Annotated in this window: 17 protein-coding genes; 7 read left to right on the forward strand and 10 right to left on the reverse strand. The window is 62.0% G+C overall.

The genetic code is table 11. The features are described 5' to 3' along the window. Positions 1-131: 131 nt before the first annotated feature. Positions 132-1,265, forward strand: coding sequence for a 4-hydroxyphenylpyruvate dioxygenase family protein (locus BXE_RS23325; protein WP_011490594.1), 1,134 nt, complete (start codon positions 132-134; stop codon positions 1,263-1,265). Positions 1,266-1,320: 55 nt separating this feature from the next. Here BXE_RS23325 and BXE_RS23330 read toward each other — a convergent pair whose 3' ends face one another. After that, positions 1,321-2,253, reverse strand: a complete 933-nt coding sequence (locus BXE_RS23330) for a LysR substrate-binding domain-containing protein (RefSeq protein ID WP_011490595.1) — start codon at positions 2,251-2,253, stop codon at positions 1,321-1,323. A 176-nt stretch (positions 2,254-2,429) separates the two neighbouring features. Between BXE_RS23330 and BXE_RS23335 the strand changes: the two genes are divergently transcribed. Together BXE_RS23335 and BXE_RS23340 are read left to right on the forward strand one after the other, a co-directional pair. Further along, a complete protein-coding gene (locus BXE_RS23335; RefSeq protein ID WP_011490596.1) occupies positions 2,430-3,467 on the forward strand; it encodes a DUF1338 domain-containing protein in 1,038 nt (345 codons plus the stop codon). Positions 3,468-3,506: 39 nt separating this feature from the next. Beyond that, the gene (locus BXE_RS23340; RefSeq protein WP_011490597.1) at positions 3,507-6,506 is read left to right on the forward strand and encodes an FAD-binding and (Fe-S)-binding domain-containing protein; all 3,000 of its coding nucleotides are present in this window, start codon (positions 3,507-3,509) and stop codon (positions 6,504-6,506) included. Positions 6,507-6,537: 31 nt separating this feature from the next. Here the strand turns inward: BXE_RS23340 and BXE_RS23345 are convergent, their stop codons facing one another. Together BXE_RS23345 and BXE_RS23350 are read right to left on the reverse strand one after the other, a co-directional pair. Continuing rightward, positions 6,538-7,176 (reverse strand): helix-turn-helix domain-containing protein, encoded by a 639-nt coding sequence (locus tag BXE_RS23345; protein ID WP_040124130.1) that lies wholly within the window; start codon positions 7,174-7,176, stop codon positions 6,538-6,540. Positions 7,177-7,375: 199 nt separating this feature from the next. Next, positions 7,376-8,026 (reverse strand): arylsulfatase, encoded by a 651-nt coding sequence (locus BXE_RS23350; RefSeq protein ID WP_233518986.1) that lies wholly within the window; start codon positions 8,024-8,026, stop codon positions 7,376-7,378. A 386-nt stretch (positions 8,027-8,412) separates the two neighbouring features. Between BXE_RS23350 and BXE_RS23355 the strand changes: the two genes are divergently transcribed. Beyond that, positions 8,413-10,737, forward strand: a complete 2,325-nt coding sequence (locus BXE_RS23355; RefSeq protein ID WP_011490600.1) for a DNA-binding protein — start codon at positions 8,413-8,415, stop codon at positions 10,735-10,737. An 80-nt stretch (positions 10,738-10,817) separates the two neighbouring features. On the opposite strand, the gene pstS (BXE_RS23360) is transcribed toward BXE_RS23355, so the two are convergent. Continuing rightward, a complete protein-coding gene (gene pstS / locus BXE_RS23360; protein WP_011490601.1) occupies positions 10,818-11,843 on the reverse strand; it encodes a phosphate ABC transporter substrate-binding protein PstS in 1,026 nt (341 codons plus the stop codon). Positions 11,844-12,152: 309 nt separating this feature from the next. Here pstS (BXE_RS23360) and BXE_RS23365 point away from each other — a divergent pair, with 309 nt between their 5' ends. Beyond that, complete coding sequence (locus BXE_RS23365; protein WP_011490602.1) at positions 12,153-13,190, forward strand: transporter; 1,038 nt, start codon at positions 12,153-12,155, stop codon at positions 13,188-13,190. A 68-nt stretch (positions 13,191-13,258) separates the two neighbouring features. On the opposite strand, the gene BXE_RS23370 is transcribed toward BXE_RS23365, so the two are convergent. After that, the gene (locus BXE_RS23370; protein ID WP_233518985.1) at positions 13,259-14,071 is read right to left on the reverse strand and encodes a CHAD domain-containing protein; all 813 of its coding nucleotides are present in this window, start codon (positions 14,069-14,071) and stop codon (positions 13,259-13,261) included. Between the two features lie 137 nt (positions 14,072-14,208). Continuing rightward, positions 14,209-15,414, reverse strand: coding sequence for an IS110 family transposase (locus BXE_RS23375; protein ID WP_038456767.1), 1,206 nt, complete (start codon positions 15,412-15,414; stop codon positions 14,209-14,211). Positions 15,415-16,041: 627 nt separating this feature from the next. Between BXE_RS23375 and pstS (BXE_RS23380) the strand changes: the two genes are divergently transcribed. After that, positions 16,042-17,076: a phosphate ABC transporter substrate-binding protein PstS gene (gene pstS, locus BXE_RS23380; protein WP_011490604.1), complete on the forward strand. Its 1,035-nt coding sequence runs from the start codon at positions 16,042-16,044 to the stop codon at positions 17,074-17,076. A gap of 49 nt (positions 17,077-17,125) precedes the next feature. Here the strand turns inward: pstS (BXE_RS23380) and BXE_RS23385 are convergent, their stop codons facing one another. The 4 genes from BXE_RS23385 to oxlT all read right to left on the reverse strand — a co-directional run bounded on the left by BXE_RS23385 (position 17,126) and on the right by oxlT (position 22,077). Further along, positions 17,126-17,557: a PAS domain-containing protein gene (locus BXE_RS23385; protein WP_011490605.1), complete on the reverse strand. Its 432-nt coding sequence runs from the start codon at positions 17,555-17,557 to the stop codon at positions 17,126-17,128. Positions 17,558-17,662: 105 nt separating this feature from the next. After that, positions 17,663-18,913, reverse strand: a complete 1,251-nt coding sequence (frc, locus tag BXE_RS23390; RefSeq protein ID WP_007178896.1) for a formyl-CoA transferase — start codon at positions 18,911-18,913, stop codon at positions 17,663-17,665. 25 nt (positions 18,914-18,938) lie between these two features. After that, positions 18,939-20,681: an oxalyl-CoA decarboxylase gene (gene oxc / locus BXE_RS23395; protein ID WP_011490606.1), complete on the reverse strand. Its 1,743-nt coding sequence runs from the start codon at positions 20,679-20,681 to the stop codon at positions 18,939-18,941. A 64-nt stretch (positions 20,682-20,745) separates the two neighbouring features. Next, entirely contained in the window at positions 20,746-22,077 is a 1,332-nt protein-coding gene (oxlT, locus tag BXE_RS23400; RefSeq protein WP_011490607.1) for an oxalate/formate MFS antiporter, read from the reverse strand. A 433-nt stretch (positions 22,078-22,510) separates the two neighbouring features. Between oxlT and BXE_RS23405 the strand changes: the two genes are divergently transcribed. Further along, on the forward strand, positions 22,511-22,900 hold the full coding sequence (locus BXE_RS23405) for a hypothetical protein (RefSeq protein WP_040124123.1): 390 nt from the start codon (positions 22,511-22,513) through the stop codon (positions 22,898-22,900). The last annotated feature ends 27 nt before the right edge of the window (positions 22,901-22,927 follow it).

Below are 22,927 nucleotides of genomic sequence, written 5' to 3' on the forward strand. Positions count from 1 at the left end.
ACACGGTGCGAAAGCCGTCGCGGGCCGCGTTGCTACGGCGCTTCGCGAGTTGCCGGCGACTCGCGTGAAACATCAGAATCGAACATCAGAAACGTCGGAAACGGCGTCGAAAGACTGCAAAGGAGATTGCCATGCCCAGCGACTTGCCCACTCCAGACGCCGCGCTGCGCGCCGTGTCGGCACCTGAGCACAATCCGCTCGGCACGGCCGGCCTCGAATTCGTCGAGTTCGCCGCGCGCGACCCACGCGCGCTCGGCGAAACCTTCACCAAACTCGGCTTCAAGGCGATTGCGCGCCATATCAGCAAGGACGTCACGCTATATCGCCAGGGTGAGATGCAGTTTCTCATCAACGCCGAGCCCGATTCGTTCGCCGCGCGCTATGCGGAGGAATACGGCGCGGGCATCTGCGCGATCGGCATTCGCGTGGCCGACGCGCAACGCGCGTTCGGCCGTGCGATCGAACTCGGCGCATGGGCGTTCGAAGGCGAGAAGATCGGCGCCGGCGAGCTGCTGATTCCGGCCATCCAGGGCATTGGCGACTCGCATATCTATTTCGTCGACCGCTGGCGCGGCCGCGGCGGCCAGCGTGGCGGCCTCGGCGACATCTCGATCTTCGACATCGACTTCCGGCCCATCCAGATCGACACGGCACAGGCCGACCTGAGCCACGTGGGCACCGGCCTCGTCGCAGTCGATCACCTGACGCAGACGGTTGGCGAGGGCCGGATGCAGGAATGGCTCGACTTCTATCGCGACCTGCTCAATTTCCGCGAGATTCACGAGCTGCACGCCAACTGGCATGTATCGGCGGAATCGCGCGTGATGGTCTCGCCATGCGGCGCGATCCGCGTGCCCCTGTATGAGGAAGGGACGCGCCGGACCAACCTGATGCACGAGTATCTGCCGGACCATCCGGGCGAAGGCGTGCAGCACATCGCGCTTGCCACCGACGACATTTTCGCGTGCGTCGAGCAGTTGCTCGCGAACGGCGTGGAATTCGTCGAGCCGCCGGCGCGCTATTACGAGCAACTCGACGCACGTCTGCCGGGCCACGGGCTCGACGTCGAGCGGCTCAGGCGCACGCACCTGCTGGTGGACGGCGAAATCGGCACGGACGGGGTGCCGCTGCTCTTTTTTCAGACCTTCGTGCGCCGCCGCGCCGGCGAAATATTCTTCGAGATCGTGCAGCGCCAGGGACACCACGGCTTTGGCGAAGGCAATCTGAGCGCGCTGGCGCAGGCGCGCGAACAAGCCGGCGCTTGAGGCCTGGCTCGTGCCTGGCTCAATCCCTGGTTTGACGCCTGATCCGAGGGCCGCCTCAATCCATATCGCGTGGACCGCCCAACTCGGGATTTACCGCGCTGTAGGCTGCTGCTTCGCGCAACAGCCACTCGCGGAAACTCGCAAGCGGCTTGCCGTGACTCAACTCGGTCGGATAGACGAGGTAATACGCCGAGTCGGCGACGACGGGCGCATCGAGCGGGATCACGAGCCCGAGTTGTTCGAGCTGCGCGTCGACGAAAAACCGCGGCACCAGTGCGATGCCGAGACCGGCCGCGGCCGCGCTGATCAGCATGGTGTGGAGTTCGTAGCGCACGCCCTGCATGGTCCGGTTATCGTCGATGCCCATGTTGGCGAACCACGCCGCCCAGCCGTCGGGCCGCGTAGTGGAATGAACGAGCGGATAGTCCAGAAGATCGGCGGCGCTCTGAACGGGCCGTTTCAGCAGACTCGCCGCGCATACCGGCACAACTTCTTCGCTAAACAGAAAATCCGCCGAGGTGCCCGGCCACGTGGGCTTGCCGTAATGAATCGCGGCCTCGAAATGGGTCTCGGCGAACGGGAACGTGCCGGTTCGCACGCCCATGTTCACCCGCACGTCCGGATATTGCGCATTGAATGCCGCGAGCCGCGGAATCAGCCATTGCGATGCGAAAGTCGGCAGAACCGCCAGTTCCAGATAACCGCCGCCGCTGCCATGCGCGATGATGGACAGCGTGTCGCGATCGAGCTGTTCCAGCGAGCGCCGCACCTGCGCGCTATAGACTTTGCCCGCCCTGGTCAGCATCACGCGCTGCTTGACGCGCACGAACAGCCGCACGCCAAGGTTGCTCTCCAGCGTATTGATCTGCCGCGACACCGCGCTCTCGGTCAGGAAGAGTTCGCGCGCCGCATGCGTGAAACTCTCGTGCCGCGCGGCGGCTTCGAAAGCGAGCAGCGCGCCCATGTTGGGGATCTTGAACTTTCGCACGTTGATTCCAAAAACGCATCAAGTGGCGATTTTATCTCGCTTTACGGCGAGCCTGCCGATTTGAATAATCACGCCTTTGACCATGCCGTCCTGTGCCTTGCGCGCGCACCGGCAGGTCGCTTCGAGCACCGTCGAACACATCAGCCAGCGCGCGTAGAGCCACGTAGAGAACCGATATGCGAAACATCAAGAATGCGAATGTCGAACAACTGCTGTTGAAACTCCTCGGCGCCGACAAAACCGCCCGGCTCTTCGCGACGCTGAATCATCCGCAGATCCTCAACGAATGGGAAGCCGGTATCGTCACGCGCGCCGAACTCGCGCAGGCGATGAACATGGCGCTTTTCGAGGATCTGCTGGCGCGCTCGGCAAATGGCCGCCGGTACACGGAGGAGGCGGTCGCGGCGGGCGGCAGCGTGTACTTCGACCACGGCGCGTTGCGCACCGTGCGCTGGCCGCACAGCGGCGCGCTGCCGATGGGCGAAGCCGCGTTTGCGCGCATTCTGCGTCCGCTCGGCTTCAGCATCAACGGCCGTTATCCGCTCGACCGCCTCGGCATGACCGGCCGCGCGTGGGCACACGACGACGCGCCCGATGAAATCGCGCAGTTCTTCGTCAGCGAATTGCATCCCGAGCGGTTTTCGGCGGAGTTTCAGCAGGCGGTGACCAATGTGATCGGCGAGTCGCGCGATCCGCTGACGCCGCGTGCCCTCGGCCAGTTGTGGGAGCTCGAACGCGACGGCGTGTTGCCGCTCGACGCAGCGCATGAACTGCTGCCGGTCATGGTCGGCGCGTTTGCGTGCCAGCACGAGACGCCACGCGAAGCCGATTACGAAGTATTGTTGAAGGAATCGGCGGAAATGGCGTGGATCGCGACTGAAGGCAACGCGTTCAACCACGCCACCGATCGCGTCGCGGACGTCTTTCAACTCTCCGACGACGAGAAGGCCAAGGGTCGTCCGATGAAACCGGAAGTGGAGCGCTCGCGCTCAGGCCGCGTGTTCCAGACGGCGTATCGCGCCGACACCGTGCTGCGCGAGTTTCGGGCAGCCGACGCAAGCATCGTGACGCGTGAAGTGCCGGGTTCGTTCTACGAGTTCATCACGCGTAAGCGGACTTTCGATCAGGACGCGCGTCGTTGGGAAACGGACCTGCGTTTCGACGCGGGCAACGCACAGGGCATCTTCAAGATGACCGCGAACCAGGCTGCGTGAGCGCAAGGCGGCAGCCCAGGCACGGGAGACGGGGGCGCAGTGGGAACGTCATTTGATGAAGAACAGGGCGCGGGCCTCCATGAATCAGGCGATGCCGGCCGCCGCGCGCTGAAAGATACGCCGCGCGTTGCCACGCCTTACGCGGGCAGCGCCGCTGTCATGCAGGCGCTCGAAACCGATTTGCGCAGCCACGTGCGTGGCGAAGTGCGCTTCGATCAGGGCTCGAAAGCGTTGTATGCGGCGGATGCGTCGAACTATCGGCAAGTGCCGCTCGCCGTTGTCGTGCCCGCGGATATCGACGATCTGCTGGCCACGCTCGCCGCCTGTCGCCGCAACGACGTGCCGTTTCTCGCGCGCGGCGGTGGCACGTCGCAGAACGGCCAATGTGTCAACGTGGCGGTGGTGGCCGACGCGAGCAAGTATGTGAACCGCGTCGTGTCGGTCGATCCGGCCGCGCGGGTCGCGATCGTCGAGCCGGGCGTGGTCTGCGACACCTTGCGCGATGCGGCTGAACAGCATGGCCTTACCTTTGCGCCCGATCCGGCTACGCACAGCCGCTGCACGCTCGGCGGCATGATCGGCAACAACTCGTGCGGTGCGCATTCGGTGATGGCCGGCAAGACGGTCGAAAACGTCGAGGCGCTGGAAATCGCTACCTTCGACGGCGCGCGCTTCTGGGTCGGTCCGACATCGGAACATGAACTCGAACGCATCATCGCGGCAGGTGGCCGCCAGGGCGAAATCTACGCCGCGCTGAAGCGGCTGCGCGACACCTACGCCGAACAGATTCGCGCGAAATTCCCTCAGATCAAGCGGCGCGTGTCGGGCTTCAATCTCGATCAACTGCTGCCGGAGAACGGTTTTAACGTGGCACGCGCATTGGTCGGCACCGAGGGCACGTGCGCGGTGACATTGCAGGCGAAAGTGCGCCTCGTGAAGAGTCCTGCGAAACGCGTGATCGTGGTGGTCGGCTTCACGGATATCTATACGGCAGCGGATGCCGTGCCGCATTTCATGCGCTGCGGCCCGATCGCTATCGAAGGACTCGACCGCGCGATCATTCGCGGCTTGCAGGCGCGCGGTTTGAAGAAGGACGAGATCGCGCTGCTGCCCGAAGGCGATGCGTGGGTCGTGCTCGAATTCGGCGCGGACACGCAGGAGGCGGTGATGCTGCAGGCGCAAGCCGCCGCTGCCTACTTCCGCGCGGGCGAAGCAGGGCCGAATGTGTCCGCGATGCTCGTCGAAGATCGCGCGTTGCAGGCGAAGGTGTGGTCGATCCGTGAGACGGGCGCCTCGGCGGTGGCGTTGTCGGTCGATTCCGGCATGCCGGACCCGGTGGTCGGCTGGGAAGATGCGGCGGTCGATCCGCTGCGCCTCGGCGATTATCTGCGCGCGTTCCAGGCGCTGGTGGATCGCTACGGCTACGAGACGAGCCTCTACGGTCATTTCGGCGACGGCTGCGTGCACGCGCGCATTACTTTCGATCTGCGCAGCGCGCAAGGTGTCTCGACATGGCGCAAGTTTCTGCGCGAAGCGGCCGAACTGGTGGTCGAATTCGGCGGCTCGCTTTCGGGCGAACACGGCGACGGCCAGGCCAAGGCCGAATTTCTGCCGATCATGTACGGCCCCGAACTGATGCAGGCAATGGAGCAGTTCAAGGCGATCTGGGATCCGGCCCATCGCCTGAATCCGGGCAAGGTCGTACATGCGTATCGCGCCGACGAAAACCTGCGCATGGGGCCCGCCTACAAGCCGGTCACGCTGCAAACGAAGCTCACGTTTGCCAGCCAGGAAGGCAACGGTTTTCAGCGCGAGATCGAGCGATGCATCGGCATGGGCAAATGCCGTTCGCTCGAAGGCGGCACCATGTGCCCGAGTTATCGCGCGACGCGTGAAGAGAAATATTCGACCCGTGGCCGCGCGCATCTGTTCTGGGAAATGCTGCAAGGCGGCGTGATCGACAATGGCTGGCAAAGCCGCGAGGTGAAAGAAGCGCTCGACACGTGCCTCGCATGCAAGGGCTGCAAATCCGATTGTCCGACCCATACGGACATGGCTTCATACAAGGCGGAATTTCTTTCGCATTACTACGAGACGAAGCGTCGGCCACGCCAGGCGCTGTTCATGGGACGCATCGGCGAATGGGCGCCCTGGGCGGCGCGCTTTCCGCGTCTGACGAACTTCATGACGTCGGCGCCGGGTTTGGCTTCGTTCGGCAAATGGGTGGCGGGCGTGGCGCAGGCGCGCGAACTGCCACGGTTCGCTCACGCCACTTACCGGCAGATTGCGCGGCGTTCGCCGCAAACGGCGTCTGCTGCTCGCGGCGAGGTGAAGAAAGTCATTCTGTGGGTCGACACGTTCAACGACCACTTCACGCCCGAGATCGCTCAGGCCGCAGCCGATGTTTTAAAGCAGTTGGGCTGGCACGTCGTGCTGCCGAAGAACCGGTTGTGCTGCGGGCGTCCGCTGTATGACTTCGGCCTGCTCGAGCGCGCGCGCGAACTGCTCACGCATATTCTCGACGACCTCGCGGACGATATCGCCGCCGGCGTGCCGCTGGTCGGTCTCGAGCCAGGCTGCTTGTCGGTATTCAAGGACGAATTGCTGAAGCAACTGCCCGGTCATGCGTTAGCGAAGACGCTGTCGGCGCAGACGTTCCTGTTTTCCGATTTCGTCGCGCGTCAGCCGTTCGATTGGCCGACGCTTGCCGCCGACGTGATCGTGCACGGGCATTGCCATCAAAAGGCGCTGTTCGGCATGCAAGGCGACATCGCGCTGCTAGACAGGCTCGGCGTGAAATGGAAACTGCTCGACACGGGATGCTGCGGCATGGCGGGATCGTTCGGCTTTAACGCGGAGCACCACGGGCTTGCCGAAAAGATCGGCGAGGACAAGCTATTTCCCGCAGTGCGCGAGGCGGCCGCTGAAACGATCGTGCTGACCAACGGCTTTAGTTGCCGTGAGCAGATCCAGCAGGGCACGGGGCGTCATGCAATGCATATTGCGCAACTCGCGCAGCGGGCGTTGGCGGCTCGTTAAGCCGCGTTCGTGCGCGTTGTATGTGCGTGGGCTACTTCTTCGTCGATTCGGATTCGGTGGCCGGTGGCGTGTGCGGAATGTCGGCGCTGGTGGCCATCCACAGTACTTCGGCGTCTTCTTCGCTCGTGGAGACCGCCGCGTGGCCGGTGCGACTGTCGAAGTAGAGGCTGTCGCCCGCGTTCAGATGCGTCGGCGCGTACAACTCCGAATACAGGCACACGCTGCCGCTGATCACGTACAGAAATTCTTCGCCTTCGTGGCGGCCCCAGTCGTCGAATGCGTCGAGCGTATGCGCGGAGATGCGGATGCGAAACGGCAGCATGGCTTTGTGCGCGAGGTCCGTGGCGAGCAGTTCCATCTGATAGCCGCGATAGGCGTGGCGCTGGCCTTCGTTTTTGCGGGTGAGCGCGCGACGGCCGCTGGCGCTGACTTTCGGCGTGGAGCCGAACAGTTCGCCGATTTCGATCTTCAATCCGAGGACGATTTTCTGCAGCACGTCGAAAGTGGGGGACATCAGGCCGTTTTCGACCTTGGAGAGCGTGGAGCGGGAAACGCCGCAGAGGCGGCTGGCGGTTTCCAGCGTCAGATCCTGCGCCTGGCGGGCAGCGCGGACGCGGCGGCCGAGGTCGGTGGTGGACGGGTCGGCGGGTTTGGCGAGGCGGGTGTCCATAGGGCTTGATGCTTCGAATGCACGCTTTTGGGGGACGGTGTTGTTTCCGATAATAACATTGGGTGGGCAAGCGCCAGTTTCGTGGACAGTTGGGTCTCTGCCGGCGCGTTTGCCGGGCGTGCCTGGATGCCCCGCGCATGGGCTCGGCGACGAAGCGGTTGGGCAAGATTGGCGCGTGTTGAGCGCGCGCATGCTTTTCTCATCGGAAACTTGCCTTTGCGGACGAGGCGGAAGATTCGCTGAACCGTTGCGCTGCAGCGCGAAGTGCCGCACTCGGACTATCGAGCGGCCGTCTTCCCTTGCGGACGAGGTCCGCGCCGGGTGCCATCCACGGGTGAGCGAACGCGACCACGGTGGCGCCTGCTTCATACGCGTCGTCCGCGGCCAGTGCGATTGCGGCCAGGCACGCGTCGAGGGCACCCGCTTTGAACAGTGCCCAGACCTCGGGAAGGTGAACGACCTCCACTGACGCGTTATTTCCGCTTGCCTGCTCCACGAAGAGCTTCCGCGTGGATTCGACTGCGGATTCAGCGGCACACAACACCACGATTTTTCCGCCCGCTTCTGCTGCCGCTGCGGCCAATGCAATATCCGCTCTGACAATGGGCACCGGTGAATGCCCGATATCCGCCACGGCCGGCCCGAGCGTCGCGCAAGTCAGAATCACAGCGTCGGAATGGGCTGCCAGCGCGAGAAGACGCTGGTTTGTCTCGGCTTTCAACTCGCTTGAGAACGTCCCCGTCTGCGTGACCGCTTCGCGCAGGTCCGCTCTCACTTCATGGTGCAGATCTTCAGCCCGCATTCCAAGCGTTTTTGCCGCCTGCTCAAAGACTTGCCGGTTGCCGTCCATCGTGTGCAGAAACGAAATACGCATTGCCGTATGCCTCGGTGAAGTTGCGTGAATCAGATGCATCGTGTGATGCCGGTTGGTGGTTTTCACGCCGACGGGCTGCCCAATCGGTTCGCCTGCATTGTTGCAACCTCGTTGCCGGCCAACAAGGCAAGCTCTTCTACCGGTATCGCCGCTACCTCTCTGGGCGAGCAATGCGCGGCGATATAGCCGCTTTATGGTCCGTTGTTCCGCGCATTCGGAACGGCTGTTGAGCTATAAGATCCATCCGCGCCCATGCCAGCTGTCATTTACCTTGTATCCCGAACGTCGCCGGACGTCCGCAGACGTAGTAACGTATTGAAAATTTAACTTTTTGCCCCGTTACATTGATTCTTGAGACGCTTATGTCCACGGACGCAGACACAATCACCGATGAACAGATCGCTGCAATCGCCGATCGCATGGTCGAAGAAGGCAGAAGAGTTTCGCCAGTGACAATCTGGAAAGAGGTTCGCGGCGGTTCGCTGGTGGCGATAGTCGCGGCCCTGCAACGCTGGCGCGAAGCGCGGCAAGGCGAAACGCCTGCATTGCAGGTCCAGCCCGGCTTGCCGGAGGGTCTGGCCGAAACCGTGATGAGCGCGGCGGACAGGATCTGGTCCGCATCCCAACACGATGCGGAGCGGGCATTCAGTCAGCGTCTGGCCGCAGTGAACCAGGATCTCGAAGCGGCCGTCGCGGAACGGGACGAAGCGCTTGCCGAGTATCAGAAGATGATCGATGAAGTCGAAACGGGACGCCAGCGGGTCATCGCGCTGACGGACACGCTGAGCGCCTCGGAAAGTATTGCCCTGCGCCTCGAAGCGGAACTCGCGACCGTCACGGGCCGGGCCGAGGCGGCCGAGACGCACGTCGAGGAACTCGCGCAGCGTGCGTCGGCACAAGACGCGGATCTGGAAGCCATGAAGGCTTCGCTCGACAAGGAACGTCTGGCGCGCGAAGAGTCGGCCACGGCTCTCGCGAGCAAGAATGATGAAGTCGCTCAACTCACTCAGGAACGCGATCAGGCGCGGCACGAGATCGTAACGTTGAGCGATGTCTGCCACGCCAGAACAGAGGAAGTCACGCAATGGTCGCAAGAAGCACGCGCGGCCTCGTCGCGTGCCGAGCTGGCGGAGGCGCGCATCGAGGAGCTCGTGCAGCGTGCGGCGGTGGACCATGCCAATCTGGAAGCGATGAACGCATCGCTCGAAGCAGAACGCAAGGCCCGTGAAGAGTTGGCGGCGGTTGTTTCGAGCAAGACCGACGAACTGACGCGCGTCGTTCAGGAACGCGAACAGGCGCTGCAGCAAGTCACGACATTGGACGCCGCCTGTCGGGCGAACGCGCAGGAAGTGACGCGATGGTCGCAGGAAGCGAACGCTGCAACGTCACGCGCGCAAGCAGCCGAGGCGCGCATAGAAGAACTCGTGCAACGTGTGTCGTCGCAAGATGCCGGCCTCGAAGCGGCGAAGGCGTCGCTTGAAGAGGAACGCAAGGGTCATGAAGAGTTGGCGGCGGTTGTTTCGGGCAAGACCGACGAACTGACGCGTGTTACTCAGGAGCGCGATCAGGCGCTGCAGCAAGTCACGACATTGGACGCCGCCTGTCAGGCGAACGCGCAGGAAGTGACGCGATGGTCGCAGGAAGCGAATGCGGCCACGTCACGCGCGCAAGCAGCCGAGGTGCGTATAGAAGAACTCCTGCAGCATGCGACGTCGCAAGCTGCCGAGCAGCAAGCCACCGTCGCATTGCTGGACGAAGAGCGCAAGGCACGAGCGGAGTTGGCCACAGCTATATCAGGCAAGAGCGATGAATTAGCGCAAGCCGCTCAGGAACGCGATCAGGCGCAGCAGCAGATTGTTACCCTGAGCGACGCTCATCAAGCGAAATCGGAAGAAGCGATAAGGTTGTCGACGGAGCTAGGTGCAGCCTTGTCGCACGCGAAAGCCGCCGAGGTCCAGGCTAGCGGGAGCCTCGCGAAACTCGCGGCGCTGGAGGCTGAACTGGAGCAAGCGCGCGCTGCGCTCGCAGCGGAGCGCGAAGCGGCCGCCGCGCGGGCCGACCAAATGTCGGTTCATCTCAACGACCTGCAGCGCGTTACTCAGGAACTGGAAGAGACGCGTCAGCAGATCGCGACCATGAACGAGGCGAAGGCGGCCGCGAGCGCCGATCTGGCTCGGGTGTCGCAGGACGCGTCGGCGGCGAAGGAGCGCGCGGAGGCCGCCGAACAGCAGGTTGTGCAGTTGGAACAGCGTCTCGCGGCGCAAGCCGCAGCCATCGCGCAGCAGAATCAGCGTGCTCAGCAGGCCAGCGTTCGAGCCGACGAGGCTGAGCGCGCGGAGGAAGTCGCCGCGTTGCAACGGCAGATAGCGGCACAAGCCAGGGCCAACGCAAAAGCCCTCAGCGAGCTTCGCGCTACTGCCGAACAGTGGGTCGCGCATGCCAAGGACCTCAAGCAGCGGCTCGGTCTGGCAAGCGAGCGGATCCTGTTCATCGACGCACGCAGCACCGGCGAGGTGGCGCTCGTCAGGCGGCTTTCATCCGAACTGGAGCGGCTCAAGCCGGATCACGAGCTGATCGCCAGAGAGACACAGCAAAAACTGATCGGCGCGACGATGAGCCACCAGCTCGCGCAGAAAGGCTATCGCTATGATCCGGCTACGGCGGTGATGTCGAAGGTCACGGCCTGACCTCTGCGCCGGAAGATCAGACGCATGGTGAAGAAAAAAGGCGCGCATGCGATGCGCGCCTCGTCTGATGCATCCGCCGCTTATGGCGCGACCGGCTTGCCCGACGCGTCCTTCACCTTCTGCTTCCACTGCGCGCGGATTTCAGCCGTTACCGATTCCGGCAGCGAAATATAGTCGAGATCGTCGGCTGCCTTGCCGCCGTTCCTGAACGCCCAATCGAAGAACTTCAGCGTTTCGGCGCCTTGCGCTGCTTTGTCCTGCGTCGTATACAGCAGCACGAATGTTGCGCCGACCACGGGCCACGCGTTCTTGCCCGGCTCGTTCGTCAGGATCTGATAGAACGACTTCGACCAGTCGGCGCCCGCCGCTGCGGCCTTGAAGGTGTCGGTTGTCGGCTCGACTATGGTGCCCGAAGCATTTTTCATCGAGGCGTAGGTCATGTGGTTCTGCTTCGCATACGCCCATTCGACATAGCCTATCGCGCCCGGCAGGCGCTGAACGAATGCGGCGACGCCGTCGTTACCCTTGCCGCCAGTGCCGGTAGGCCAGTTCACCGTCGCGCCTTCGCCCACTTTGGATTTCCACTCCGGATTCACCTTGGACAGGTAGTTCGTCCAGATGAAGCTCGTACCCGAACCATCGGCACGGCGAACCACGGCAATGTCCGTATCCGGCAACTTGATCTTCGGGTTCAACGCGGCTATCTGGGGATCGTTCCACTTCTTGATCTTGCCCAGATAGATGTCGCCGAGTACTTCACCCGACAGCACCAGTTCGCCCGCCTTCAGTCCCGGCACGTTGATGGCAGGCACCACGCCGCCAACCACCGTGGGAAACTGGAACAGGCCGTCTTTGGCTAATTCGTCGTCTTTCAGCGGGGCGTCCGAGCCGGCGAAGTCCACCGTCTTGGCGAGGATCTGCTTGATGCCGCCCGACGAACCAATACCCTGATAATTGACTTTGCCGCCGCCCGTTTTCTGATAGGCGTCGGCCCACTTCGTGTAAATCGGCGCGGCAAAGGTGCTGCCCGCGCCGGTGATGTCTGCGGCGTGCGCGGCGCTGGCACACAACGCACATAGAATCAGCGTAAGTTGCTTGAGATTCATTTGAAACTCCTTGTGGCGATGAGGGCGCCTTTGATGGGCTGCAACTTAAGGGTGAAATATGACGTTCTCATGACCAGTCGAATTAAATGATTCGACTGCTGAAACTCGAAGATAAGCCAGATCGATGTGGCGACCGCGGCCTGATTAACCTTCTTCCGATTGGTCGCGATATGCTCGGGCCTTTGAATGCAGTTCGATCCGCGCGATGCCACGAGCCTGGAATCGCGCGGCGATCGTCACGGTTCCAATGTCGGCGGCAAATTGCCGGCCATGCCAATTCCCGTGCGGGAAGCAAACGCTGAATGACCTATGAAATCTGACCTGCTACTGCAAACCTACGGCGCGGACTCGTCCGGCATGGTCTGTGGCTTTCTCTTTTCGTCGATGCGCGCCGGGCGGCCTGTCGATGCGGATGAAGTCGTGGAATGGCTGCAGGCGCACGACGCGAATGGCCCGCCGAAGGAAAGTAGCGAGTTCCTCTGGCTTCACTTCAATCTGGCGCACAGTGCCAGCGAACGTTGGATGAGGACACAACTGGATTTGCCTGAGACTTTCTTCGACGCCTTGCGCGAGGGCTCGCACTCGACGCGTATCGAACATGCGGACGGCGCGTTGCGCGCGGTCGTGAACGACGTCATGTTCAATCTCGAGTTTATTCCCTCCGAGATCGCGACCCTGTGGATTTACGCGAATCAGCGGATCATCGTGACCGCGCGCCTCAAGCCACTGCGTTCGGTCGACCGATTGCGCGCATCGGTTCGGCAAGGAGAGGTATTCAGGTCTCCCGCGGAATTGCTGGTTCACCTGATGCGCGACCAGGCCGACCTGCTCGTGCAGATCGTCCGGCGCACCAGCGCCGACGTCGACCGGATCGAGGATCGATTCCTGTCGCAGCGGCCGACGCAGAACCGGATCGATCTGGGCGCCATGCGTCGTATGCTGACGCGCTTGCAACGCATGCTCGCGCCTGAACCCGGCGCGATCTTCCGGCTGCTGGCGAGGCCGCCGCGCTGGCTTCACTCAGAGGACGTACAGGATCTGCGCGAGTCGACGGAAGAGTTTTCTGTGGTTCTCTCGGATGTCGCCGGGTTGATCGAACGGGTCAGGCTGCTGCAGGAGGAGATCATTTCGCGGCTGGAAGAGCAGAACAATCGCACGCTGTTCACGCTGACACTGGTCACGGTTCTGGCTATGCCGATCAATATCGTGGCGGGCTTTTTCGGCATGAATGTGGGCGGTATTCCGCTCGCTGAAAACCGGCACGGTTTCTGGGTGATGGTGTTGCTCGTGGCCGGCTTCACGGGACTGGCCGGATGGTGGGCGTTTCGCCGGCGCAAGGAACGGTAGGGCAAGCCAACGGCGAGGCAGTGCGACCGGCTTCGGCATTCGCGGCCCTGTGTGCAGGTGCCGTTAGCTCAGTCAGAGCCGGAATGCTCGCTGGCCAGCATATCGCCGACAGCTCGCAACGAGGCGTCGGCGCTTTGCATGTGATGGCCTTTGAGGTACCTCAGATACGCGATCGCATCGTCTACCATGCCGCACTCACCGAGCCGATCCTTATGCACCAGAAGTAGCGATTCGCTCGAAACGATGTCGTTGAGTTTTCCCAACTCATCCTGCATTTGCGTGAGCTCGACGATGCCGATTCCATTTCCGCTATCGATCAGAGGCGCGAAGAACTCCAGCAGATAACGCACCTTCTTCGCCGCGATCCGGACTTCGTGAAACTCGGCGTATCCGGCGTGCTGATCCCTGAGCAGCCGCTTCATCCGTTTTCGCAGCGCTTTCTTCGCCGTTGCGATACGGTCCGCGGCGAATCCCACAAGCGGTTCGTCAAACGGGCGGGCCTCCAGTTGCAGCATCACGTCCGCGATTCCCTGCGCCAATAGGGCTTCGACGTTCGCGGCGGCTATTGTTGTGCGACTGTGCAGAAGCGCGTCGCCGCGCAGCAGATCCACACGTTCGATGAGCGCCGCAAAAGAGTGCGGCATCTGCGCGTCATCCGCCAGTAAGTGCTTCAGGATATCCCAGTCACGTGTCTGGCCGGCCGAGTCAGCCAGGGCCTTGAATTCGCGTCGCTGCCGTCTTGCCTGCGATCCGTCGATCAGCGGATCGTAAGCCCACCATAGCGAGCGCAGACGACGCAGCACCACGCGAAGCTTGTGAAGGCTTTCCGGATCGGCGCTCACGCACAGTGTGCCGACGCGTTGCGCCACCGTCGCGACCATTGGCGTGACCAGTGTCGAGAAGGCCGCAGCCGGCGACATGTTGGCCGAAACCGTGCTGGTGCGTCTGCCGGCATTGTCCGAAGTCCGCTCCTGTGTAGAGGCGACGTCACGCATGGGGGGTGCCCCTATGTGGTTCGTCAAGCGTTAGGGGCGGATTTCGGTTGATAGAAGGCGCCGTCGCGGAGCATCGCGAACAGCACGTCGCAGCGTCGTCTGGCAAGAGCAATGAGCGCCTGATTGTGGCGCTTGCCCTGCTGGACCTTGCGAGCGTAGTAGTCCCTTGAGACCGGGTCCCGCAACGCGGCAAAGGCAGAGAGGAAGAGCGCTCTCTTGAGCACCTTGTTGCCCCGCCTGGATGGATGTTCGCCCCGGATGGACGAACCCGAGCGTCGTGTGACCGGGGCGAGGCCGGCATAGGCGGCAAGATGGGCGGCTGAAGCAAAGGCTTTGTGAGCGACTTCAGTGAGGAGTCTGGCGGCGGTCCTGACGCCGACTCCCGGCATGCTGGTCAGGACCGGCCAAAGAGGGTGTGCGTGCACTAGGCGTTCAACTTCGCTGGCAACCTCGTCGCGTTGTTTGCGCAAAGACGCGAGTTGTTGGGCCAGACGCGGCATGACGATGGTTGCTGCCTGCGTACCGGGTACGATCACAGCCTGTTCGCTGAGCGCCTGAACGATTTCGGTAGCAAGGCTTTTGCCCATGCGAGGTGCAAGTTTGGTGAGGCGGTTGGCGAGTGTTTTCTCGCTGGTCGCGGCAAGCTCGGCGGGCGACGGGTACCGCTCAAGCAGATCGAGCACGGCCGGGTGGTCGAGGCGCGGCCCCAGAACCCGTTCCAGCGCGGGATGAATCTGGGTAAGCAGGCCGCGAATGCGGTTGCTGGTCTGCGTGATCTGTGCGGCGAGATCGTCGTCGAAGCCGCACAGCATGGTGAGTTCGGCGAGTGGTTCGTCAGCCAGTCGAAGTGACCGCAGCGTATGCGGCATTGAGCGAGCGGCTTCAGCAATGATGGCGGCATCGCGGGCATCGGTCTTGGCTTCACCAGCGTGCAGGTCAGCGATGCGGCGCATAGCCAGACCCGGTAGATATGCGACCAGAACACCTTCATCACGGGCGACTGCCACGGGCAACGCGCCGATGGTGGCGGGCTGATCGACGACGAACAGGAGTTGGCCGTGCGTCTTGAGTTCGGTGATGAGGGCGCGCAGCTTGGCCTCATCGTTGGGCAGCGCCTTGTTGTAAAGGCGCTTTCCGGTCCGATCGAGGGCGACGGCGTGATGATGGCCTTTGCCGACATCGACGCCGACGAATACATCGACAGAGCTATGTTGTTGGTTTTCTTGCATCGAAGGCTTTGCAGGTTGAACGGTTTGGCCTGCAACATCGGTGGCAAGTCTCGGCATCCACGTTACGGACGGCCTCAAGATATCCTGGCCGAGCCCCTATTAGCGATCACCAGCCACCCACCAGGCCCGGTGACAACACCCCCCGGATCATGACTGCGACTGGGGGCGGGAATCATGCCGGGCCTGGCTGGCCAAATCCTCCATTATCGAGGAGTGAAGATAGTAACGGGGTGGAGTTCATCGGCTCGAGTTGCGTGAGTCCCAAAGCGGACGGAAGTGAGGTGAACGTAAGGTGGCGCGCGTCAGACGCGCCTCGCAAATTGCGATATCAATCCTACAACGTATCAATTTTCACGACCATGCCGGCACTGTGCGGGAAGTAATGCGGCCATGATAGAGCGATTCAATTTGCGTCCTGATGCACAGCGTCCTGTAATGGGGAGAGTTGGTTTTTCAGCGCTGTGCTTGCCCCTGTTTCCAGTTGGCATGTTGCAGCGCGACGGCAAACAGGTGGAAAGAGAAAATCCAATAAAGTCCGCCAGCAAATAGTTTCTTCACGCCACGCGTCGTTACTCGACGAGCTTCACTTCATGAGCTTCAACAACAAACTGAAAAGTGAGGTCTTTCGTGAGCTATACACAAACACTGTTGACCGGTGTGGTCGGCGCTCTATTGGCGGTCACGGCGCACGGCGCCGACATTGCCGGCGCCGGCAGCACCTTCGCCGCGCCGATTTATACGAAATGGGCCGGCGCATACCAGCAGGCAGGCGGCGGCGCGGTGAGCTATCGCGCTGTCGGGTCGACCGAAGGCGTGAAGGAAATCATGGAGAGCCAGGTCGATTTCGCCGGGTCGGACGCGCCGTTGAGCGACGACGAACTTGCCAGGAACGGCTTGCTCCAGTTTCCAATGGTGATCGGCGGGGTCGTGCCGGTCGTCAATCTGCCCGGTATCAAGCCCGGTGAGTTGATTCTCTCCGGGCGTGTGCTCGCGGATATCTACCTGGGCAAAATCATCAACTGGGACGCGCCGGCCATTGCCGCCATCAATCCCAGGATCAAGCTGCCGGATACGCCTATCGCCGTTGTCCGCCGCCTTGACGGTTCCGGTACCACGCTGATCTGGACGCACTATCTCGCGCAGGCCAATTCTGAATGGAAGAGCCGGATCGGCGAAGGGACTTCGGTGCGCTGGCCACGCGGTATAGGCGGAAGAGGTAATGAAGGGGTGGCCACTTTCGTCCAGCATTTGCCAGGTGCGATCGGCTACGTTGCGTGGGATTTCACGAAGCAGAACCATATGTCGTACACGGCGATGGAAAATGCCTCGGGTGCCGTGGTTCAGCCTGGACCGGAGACATTCAAGGCGGCCGCCGCGAGCGCGGACTGGTCCAGATCTCTTTTCCCAATCCTGACCAATGAGCCGGGCGCGAACGCGTGGCCTGTGGTCGGTGCGACATATGTACTGCTTCACAGTACGCAGAACAAACCGGAGCGCGGCGAGGCGACACTGAAGTTCCTGGAGTGGGCGCTGACCAACGGCGACCAGGCTGCGGAGGATCTGGACTATGTGCCGCTGCCGCCGCCGGTGGTGAGCGAAATTCGCACGCAGTTGCATGCGCGGGTGAAGAATCCGTCGGGTAAGGCAATTGCCGGCGAATGAGTTCAGCTTTTCATCGCTCAAAGAGTTACGCGCTGGCGAGTGCGCGCGCTCAAGCGCCGGCGGACGCCTCCAGTTCCGCAAGCCGTTTGCGCAGCAGGCGATCTTCCTGAAAGCGGCTGGTTTCGTCGCGGATCACGGCGACGATACCGGTGAGTTCATTGTCCGGCGAATGCAGCAACGCCACCGTGAAGGCAATCGACATGGACCGCCCGTCCTTATGCACGGAGGGAACACGCAGCACATCGTTGCCGTAGCGGGTTTCGCCGGTTGTCATGGTCTTGTGATAGCCGTCCCAATGGCGGCCGCGCAGCCGCTCCGGAATGATCAGGTCCAGCGAATTGCCGAGCGCCTCGTCTTGCGTAAAGCCGAACATGCGCTCGGCCGCGGGGTTCCAGAATGTGATGCTGCCCTGGGAATCCGAAATGATGATCGCGTCGCCGATTGCGTTGGCAAGTTGCTGGAAGTCGATCGCATTTTGCATGGCGCTCCCCGGATGTGAAAACACGGATGTATGAACAGGATACGGCGCCGCAGGGGACGCCGTATCCGCCAGGCCCGAGCCGATTGCCGGGCCTGTCTCGCACCATTAAACTGCCTTGACTTCGCGCAGGTTGAAGATTTGCTGCTGGCTGTAGCCAAGGCTCGCCAGCACCTCGTCGGTGTGTTCGCCGAGCAGCGGCGACGCGGTGACTTCCGGCTTCAGATCCGAAAACTTGATCGGGCTGCCGACAGTCAGATACGTGCCGCGTTTCTTGTGCGGTACTTCGACGATCGTGCCGCTCGCGCGCAACGACGGATCGTTGGCCAGTTCCTTCATGGTCAGCACCGGTGCGCACGGAATGTCGAACTTGCGCAAGATGTCGACCGCTTCGAACTTGGTTTTGTCCGCGAGCCAGGTTTCGATGGTCTGGAAGATATCGAAGATATGCGGTTGACGCGCTTCCGCAGTCTTGTAGGCCGGGTCGTCGATCCACTCGGGCTTGCCGAGCGCCTTGCAGATGGGCTCCCACGCATGGCCCTGAATCGTGAAGTAGATGTAGGCGTTCGGATCCGTTTCCCAGCCTTTGCATTTGAGCACCCAACCCGGCTGGCCGCCGCCGCCTGCATTGCCGCCGCGCGGTACCACGTCGCTGAATTCGCCGTGCGGATATTGCGGATACTCCTCGAGATAGCCAACGCGTTCCAGCCGCTGCTGGTCACGAAGCTTCACGCGGCACAGATTCAGCACGCTGTCCTGCATGGACACTGCGACCTTCTGGCCTTTGCCGGTTTTGTCGCGACCGAGCAGCGCGGTCAGAATGCCGATGGCCAGATGCATACCGGTATTGCTGTCGCCGAGCGCGGCGGCGCTGATGGTGGGCGGACCGTCCCAGAAGCCGGTGGTGGAGGCCGCACCGCCCGCGCATTGCGCCACGTTTTCGTAGACCTTCAGGTCGTCGTAGTGGTGGCCGTCGCTGAAGCCTTTCACCGAGGCGACGATCATCTTCGGATTGAGTTCATTCAGCCGTTCCCACGAAAAGCCCATGCGGTCCAACGCGCCCGGGCCGAAATTCTCCACCAGCACGTCGGATTCGCGAATCAGCTTTTCGAGTACTTCCTTGCCTTCGGGTTTTTTTGTGTCCAACGTCAGCGATTTCTTGTTGCTGTTGAGCATCGTGAAGTACAACGCGTCGGCGTCGGGAATATCGCGCAACTGGTTGCGCGTCACGTCGCCCGAACCCGGCCGTTCAACCTTGATGACGTCCGCGCCGAACCAGGCGAGCAACTGGGTGCATGCAGGGCCGGCTTGAACATGGGTGAAGTCGATGATCCGGATGCCTTCGAGAGGTTTGGTCATGTTGGTAACTCCGTGGTTGCACTGATTACTTTTTCATCGCCGCGCTTTGCGGATTCAGATTGGTCAGCCGGCCGCTTTCGGTGCCCGCCGCTTCGTCGATCACTGCGTTGATCAGGCTCGGCTTGCCCGACGCGATCGCTTCGCGCAGCGCTTTCGTCAGTTCTTCCGGCGTGCTCGCGTGATAGCCGATTCCGCCGAATGCCTCGATCATCCTGTCGTAGCGCGCGCCCTTCACGAATACGGTCGGCGCGACGTCCTTGCCGCCGGTCGGGTTCACGTCGGTGCCGCGATACACGCCGTTGTTGTTGAAAACGATCGTGCAAACCGGCAAGTCGTAACGGCAGATGGTTTCGAGTTCCATGCCGCTGAAGCCGAATGCGCTGTCCCCTTCGATCGCGACGACCGGTTTGCCGCTCGTCACCGCCGCGCCGATCGCGAAGCCCATGCCGATGCCCATGATTCCCCATGTGCCCGAATCGAAGCGTTTGCGCGGTTCATACATGTCGATGATGCTGCGCGCGTAGTCGAGCGTGTTCGCGCCTTCGTTGACGACATTGATATCCGGGCGGGTTTTCAGCACGTCGCGGATCGCGCGCAGCGCGCTGTGGAAGTTCATCGGCGACGGATTCTTGTCGAGCGTCGCCGCCATCTTCGCGAGATTCCTGTTCTTACGTTCGGAGATCGCACTGGTCCATTCGGCGTCCGGCTTCGTGAAGCCTGCCTCGATGCCGGCGCGAAGCGCCGCCACGCACGAGCCGATATCGCCGATCACCGGCGCGGCAATCGCCACGTTGCTGTCGATTTCGGTTGGCGAGATGTCGACCTGGACGAACTTCTTCGGCTCCGCGCCCCACGTTTTACCCTTGCCGTGCGAGAGCAGCCAGTTCAGGCGTGCACCGATCAGCACGACAACGTCGGCTTCCTGCAGCACGAACGAACGCGCCGCCGAGGCTGATTGCTCGTGCGTATCGGGCAGCAGGCCTTTGGCCATCGACATGGGCAGATACGGAATGCCGCTCTGTTCGACGAACGCGCGAATCTCCGCGTCGGCCTGCGCGTACGCGGCGCCCTTGCCGAGCAGAATCAGCGGCCGTTTGGCGCTCTTCAGCACATCGATTGCGCGCTTCACCGATTCCGGCGCCGGCAACTGGCGCGGTGCCGCGTCGATCACCCGTACCAGCGACTGCTGCGCTTTCACGGCGTCCAGCGTTTGCGCGAGCAGTTTCGCGGGCAGGTCCAGATACACGCCGCCAGGACGCCCCGACACGGCGGCGCGAATCGCCCGCGCCACGCCGATGCCGATGTCTTCGGCATGCAGCACGCGATATGCTGCCTTGGCGTAGGGCCTAGCCGCATTCAACTGATCCATCTCTTCGTAGTCGCCCTGTTGCAGATCGACGATTTCGCGCTCGCTGGAGCCGCTGATCAGGATCATCGGGAAGCAGTTGGTGGTCGCGTTGGCGAGGGCGGTCAGGCCGTTCAGAAAGCCCGGTGCCGATACCGTCAGGCAGATCCCCGGCTTTTGCGTCATGTAACCGGAAATGGCCGCGGCGTTGCCTGCGTGCTGCTCATGGCGAAAACCGATGAAACGCATTCCTTGCGCCTGTGCTAGCCGCGCCAGATCGGTGATCGGAATGCCGACCAGTCCGAAAATGGTGTTGATGTCGTTCAGTTTCAGCGCGTCGATGACGAGGTGGAATCCGTCGGTCGTTTCGGTCGCCTGTTGTTTCAACGTATCGTCTGTTGTGGGCTGGTCGGCTTCTGCCATGACATCTCTCCTTGTTGACGGGGCGTTATGGGGTGGGTCGCGAGTTGGGCGCTCGCGTTGTCAGTCATTCGGGCGAGCCGCCGGAGGACGGCTGCAATCGCGCTTCAGCGATCACCACGCTGGCTGGCGCGCCCGAGTTTTCGATCCAGCGCTTTCTCATGGGGGCGAGGATGAACTTCGCGGAAACGGCTGCCGCGATCGACACCACAGCAGCCGCGATGAACACCGTGCTCCACCCGCCATTCGCGGACAGTACTGATGCAAGCGGTACCAGCATCGAAGCGGTGCCCTTCGCGGTATAAAGCGTGCCGGCATTGGCTGCCGCGTATTTACTGCCGAACGTGTCAGCGCAGGTGGCGGGAAAGATCGAGAAGATCTCGCCCCAGCACAGGAAGACGGCAGCCGCGAAGAACATGAATGCATACGGGTTGTGGCCGAACTGCATGAGTCCCAGCAACGCGACGCCTTCGCCGAGAAAAATCATGAACATCGTGTTCTCGCGGCCTATGCGGTCCGACAGAAAACCGCACAGGGGACGGGTGAAGCCGTTGCAGAGGTTGTCGATCGACAGCGTCATGGTGAGCAGCGGCAACGTGATGCCCATGAGATTCACCGGCAGTTTGGCAAAGCCGTATTCCTTAGCAATTGGCCCAAGCTGCGCGGTCGCGATGATGCCGCCGGCCGCGACGAACACGAACATCAGATACAGCACCCAGAAGAGCGGCGAACGGATCATCTCGCCGGGCGTGTAGTCGATCTTGCTTGCAACCACGCGTTTAGCGACGACTGCGGCGGTGGGCGGCTTTGGCCGTATCAGCATGGTGGCGAGCAGCAGGATGCAGACGCCCTGGAAAATGCCGAAGAACATGAACGTGTGCTGATAGCCGGAACGCTGGATCATGTCGGCGATCGGAATCACGGTGACGGCCGCGCCGGCGCCGAAACCTGCCGCAGTCAAGCCCGCCGCGAGACCGCGTTTGTCCGGAAACCATTTGAGCGCTGTACCCACGCACGTGCCATACACGCAGCCCGCCCCGATACCGGCGATGACCGCCGCAACGTACAGCGCGGCCAGACTGCTGGCATGCGCGTCGATGATCCAGCCGAGCGCCGCGCACAGTGAACCGCCGATCACGACGGGGCGCGGCCCGAACCTGTCCACGAGCCAACCTTCCACGGGCACGAGCCAGGTTTCGGTAACGATGAAAATCGTGAACGCGCTCTGGATCGCCGCTTGTCCCCAATGGTGGGCGTTGTCCATCGGAACGACGAACAGCGTCCATGCATATTGCAGATTCGCGACGAGCCCCATGCAGACGATACCGATAGCCAGTTGGAACCAGCGGTGATGTGTAAACGCGGTACGGCCTGTTTCCGAAACACCGGAATGTCCCATGTCTGCGTCTCCTGTCTCTTCCGTCGCGCTCGAGCGGCACGCTGGACTTACATGATCGAATCGCTTCGTCGCCGGTTTGTTGTGCTGGCAACGAAGCGCCAATGGTCGGCCAGAAGGGGCTGCCCTGACGAAAAACCTTTAACCGGAGGTGCAGCACGTCTGAGGGGATGCTGCGCGAGAACAGCAATAAGGGAAAGTTAAAACATTTTATGGTTCGCATTAGGCATTCCTAATGGATGGGGCGCGGGCCTTGTCCATCGGGCCTTGAGAGGCGTAGCCCGCTCTGTCGCGGAGCAGATTGCGTCGCTGTCACGGTGGTTGGGGTAAACCAATATATAAACAACAGGCTATTGTTTTTTGAAAAAACTTTAACTGTTGTTTATTTATGCGCGCTTCTATTCTTGGTCGTGCCACCTGTCTGAAGGAGATGACCATGAATCACGCCCAACTCAACGCTGGCGACAGCGTGCATGATGCTGAGATCGACGCACAACTATGCGCATACAACGCCGCGTTCGACGAACTCGGCTTGCGGTTTCGCTGGGATGCCCAGACGCTGACGTCGCTGGCCGTGATCGACGGCGAACGGGCACAGATCGCCGCGTATATCGAATCGCACCACCCGCATCTGCTGAAGGCCTATAGCGCCGAGTTTCTGAGCCAGGCCATTCTGGACAGGAAAAGCGCGCGTTATCCGGCGCCTTTGCCACGACGTGTCGGTAGTGCGTCGCTCTCGACACACGCGGTACGTCAGTCGGGGACGAGTAGCCGGCGCGAGCGCGTTTCGTACGACATAGAACTGCCGGCACTGGCGGGCGTGTAGGAGCGATGTACCGCTTGCACGCGTTCC

It is taken from the genome of Paraburkholderia xenovorans LB400 (assembly GCF_000013645.1).
Lineage (GTDB): Bacteria > Pseudomonadota > Gammaproteobacteria > Burkholderiales > Burkholderiaceae > Paraburkholderia > Paraburkholderia xenovorans.

Excerpts from the sequence above, each read along its gene's own strand:
- oxc (WP_011490606.1), bottom strand. The coding sequence starts at position 20,681 with ATGGCAGAAGCCGACCAGCCCACAACAGACGATACGTTGAAACAACAG.
- BXE_RS23365 (WP_011490602.1), top strand. The coding sequence starts at position 12,153 with ATGAAATCTGACCTGCTACTGCAAACCTACGGCGCGGACTCGTCCGGC.
- BXE_RS23350 (WP_233518986.1), bottom strand. The coding sequence starts at position 8,026 with ATGGACGGCAACCGGCAAGTCTTTGAGCAGGCGGCAAAAACGCTTGGA.
- BXE_RS23385 (WP_011490605.1), bottom strand. The coding sequence starts at position 17,557 with ATGCAAAATGCGATCGACTTCCAGCAACTTGCCAACGCAATCGGCGAC.
- BXE_RS23355 (WP_011490600.1), top strand. The coding sequence starts at position 8,413 with ATGTCCACGGACGCAGACACAATCACCGATGAACAGATCGCTGCAATC.
- oxlT (WP_011490607.1), bottom strand. The coding sequence starts at position 22,077 with ATGGGACATTCCGGTGTTTCGGAAACAGGCCGTACCGCGTTTACACAT.
- BXE_RS23375 (WP_038456767.1), bottom strand. The coding sequence starts at position 15,414 with ATGCAAGAAAACCAACAACATAGCTCTGTCGATGTATTCGTCGGCGTC.
- frc (WP_007178896.1), bottom strand. The coding sequence starts at position 18,913 with ATGACCAAACCTCTCGAAGGCATCCGGATCATCGACTTCACCCATGTT.
- BXE_RS23345 (WP_040124130.1), bottom strand. The coding sequence starts at position 7,176 with ATGGACACCCGCCTCGCCAAACCCGCCGACCCGTCCACCACCGACCTC.
- BXE_RS23405 (WP_040124123.1), top strand. The coding sequence starts at position 22,511 with ATGAATCACGCCCAACTCAACGCTGGCGACAGCGTGCATGATGCTGAG.
- BXE_RS23325 (WP_011490594.1), top strand. The coding sequence starts at position 132 with ATGCCCAGCGACTTGCCCACTCCAGACGCCGCGCTGCGCGCCGTGTCG.
- pstS (WP_011490601.1), bottom strand. The coding sequence starts at position 11,843 with ATGAATCTCAAGCAACTTACGCTGATTCTATGTGCGTTGTGTGCCAGC.
- BXE_RS23335 (WP_011490596.1), top strand. The coding sequence starts at position 2,430 with ATGCGAAACATCAAGAATGCGAATGTCGAACAACTGCTGTTGAAACTC.
- BXE_RS23370 (WP_233518985.1), bottom strand. The coding sequence starts at position 14,071 with ATGGTCGCGACGGTGGCGCAACGCGTCGGCACACTGTGCGTGAGCGCC.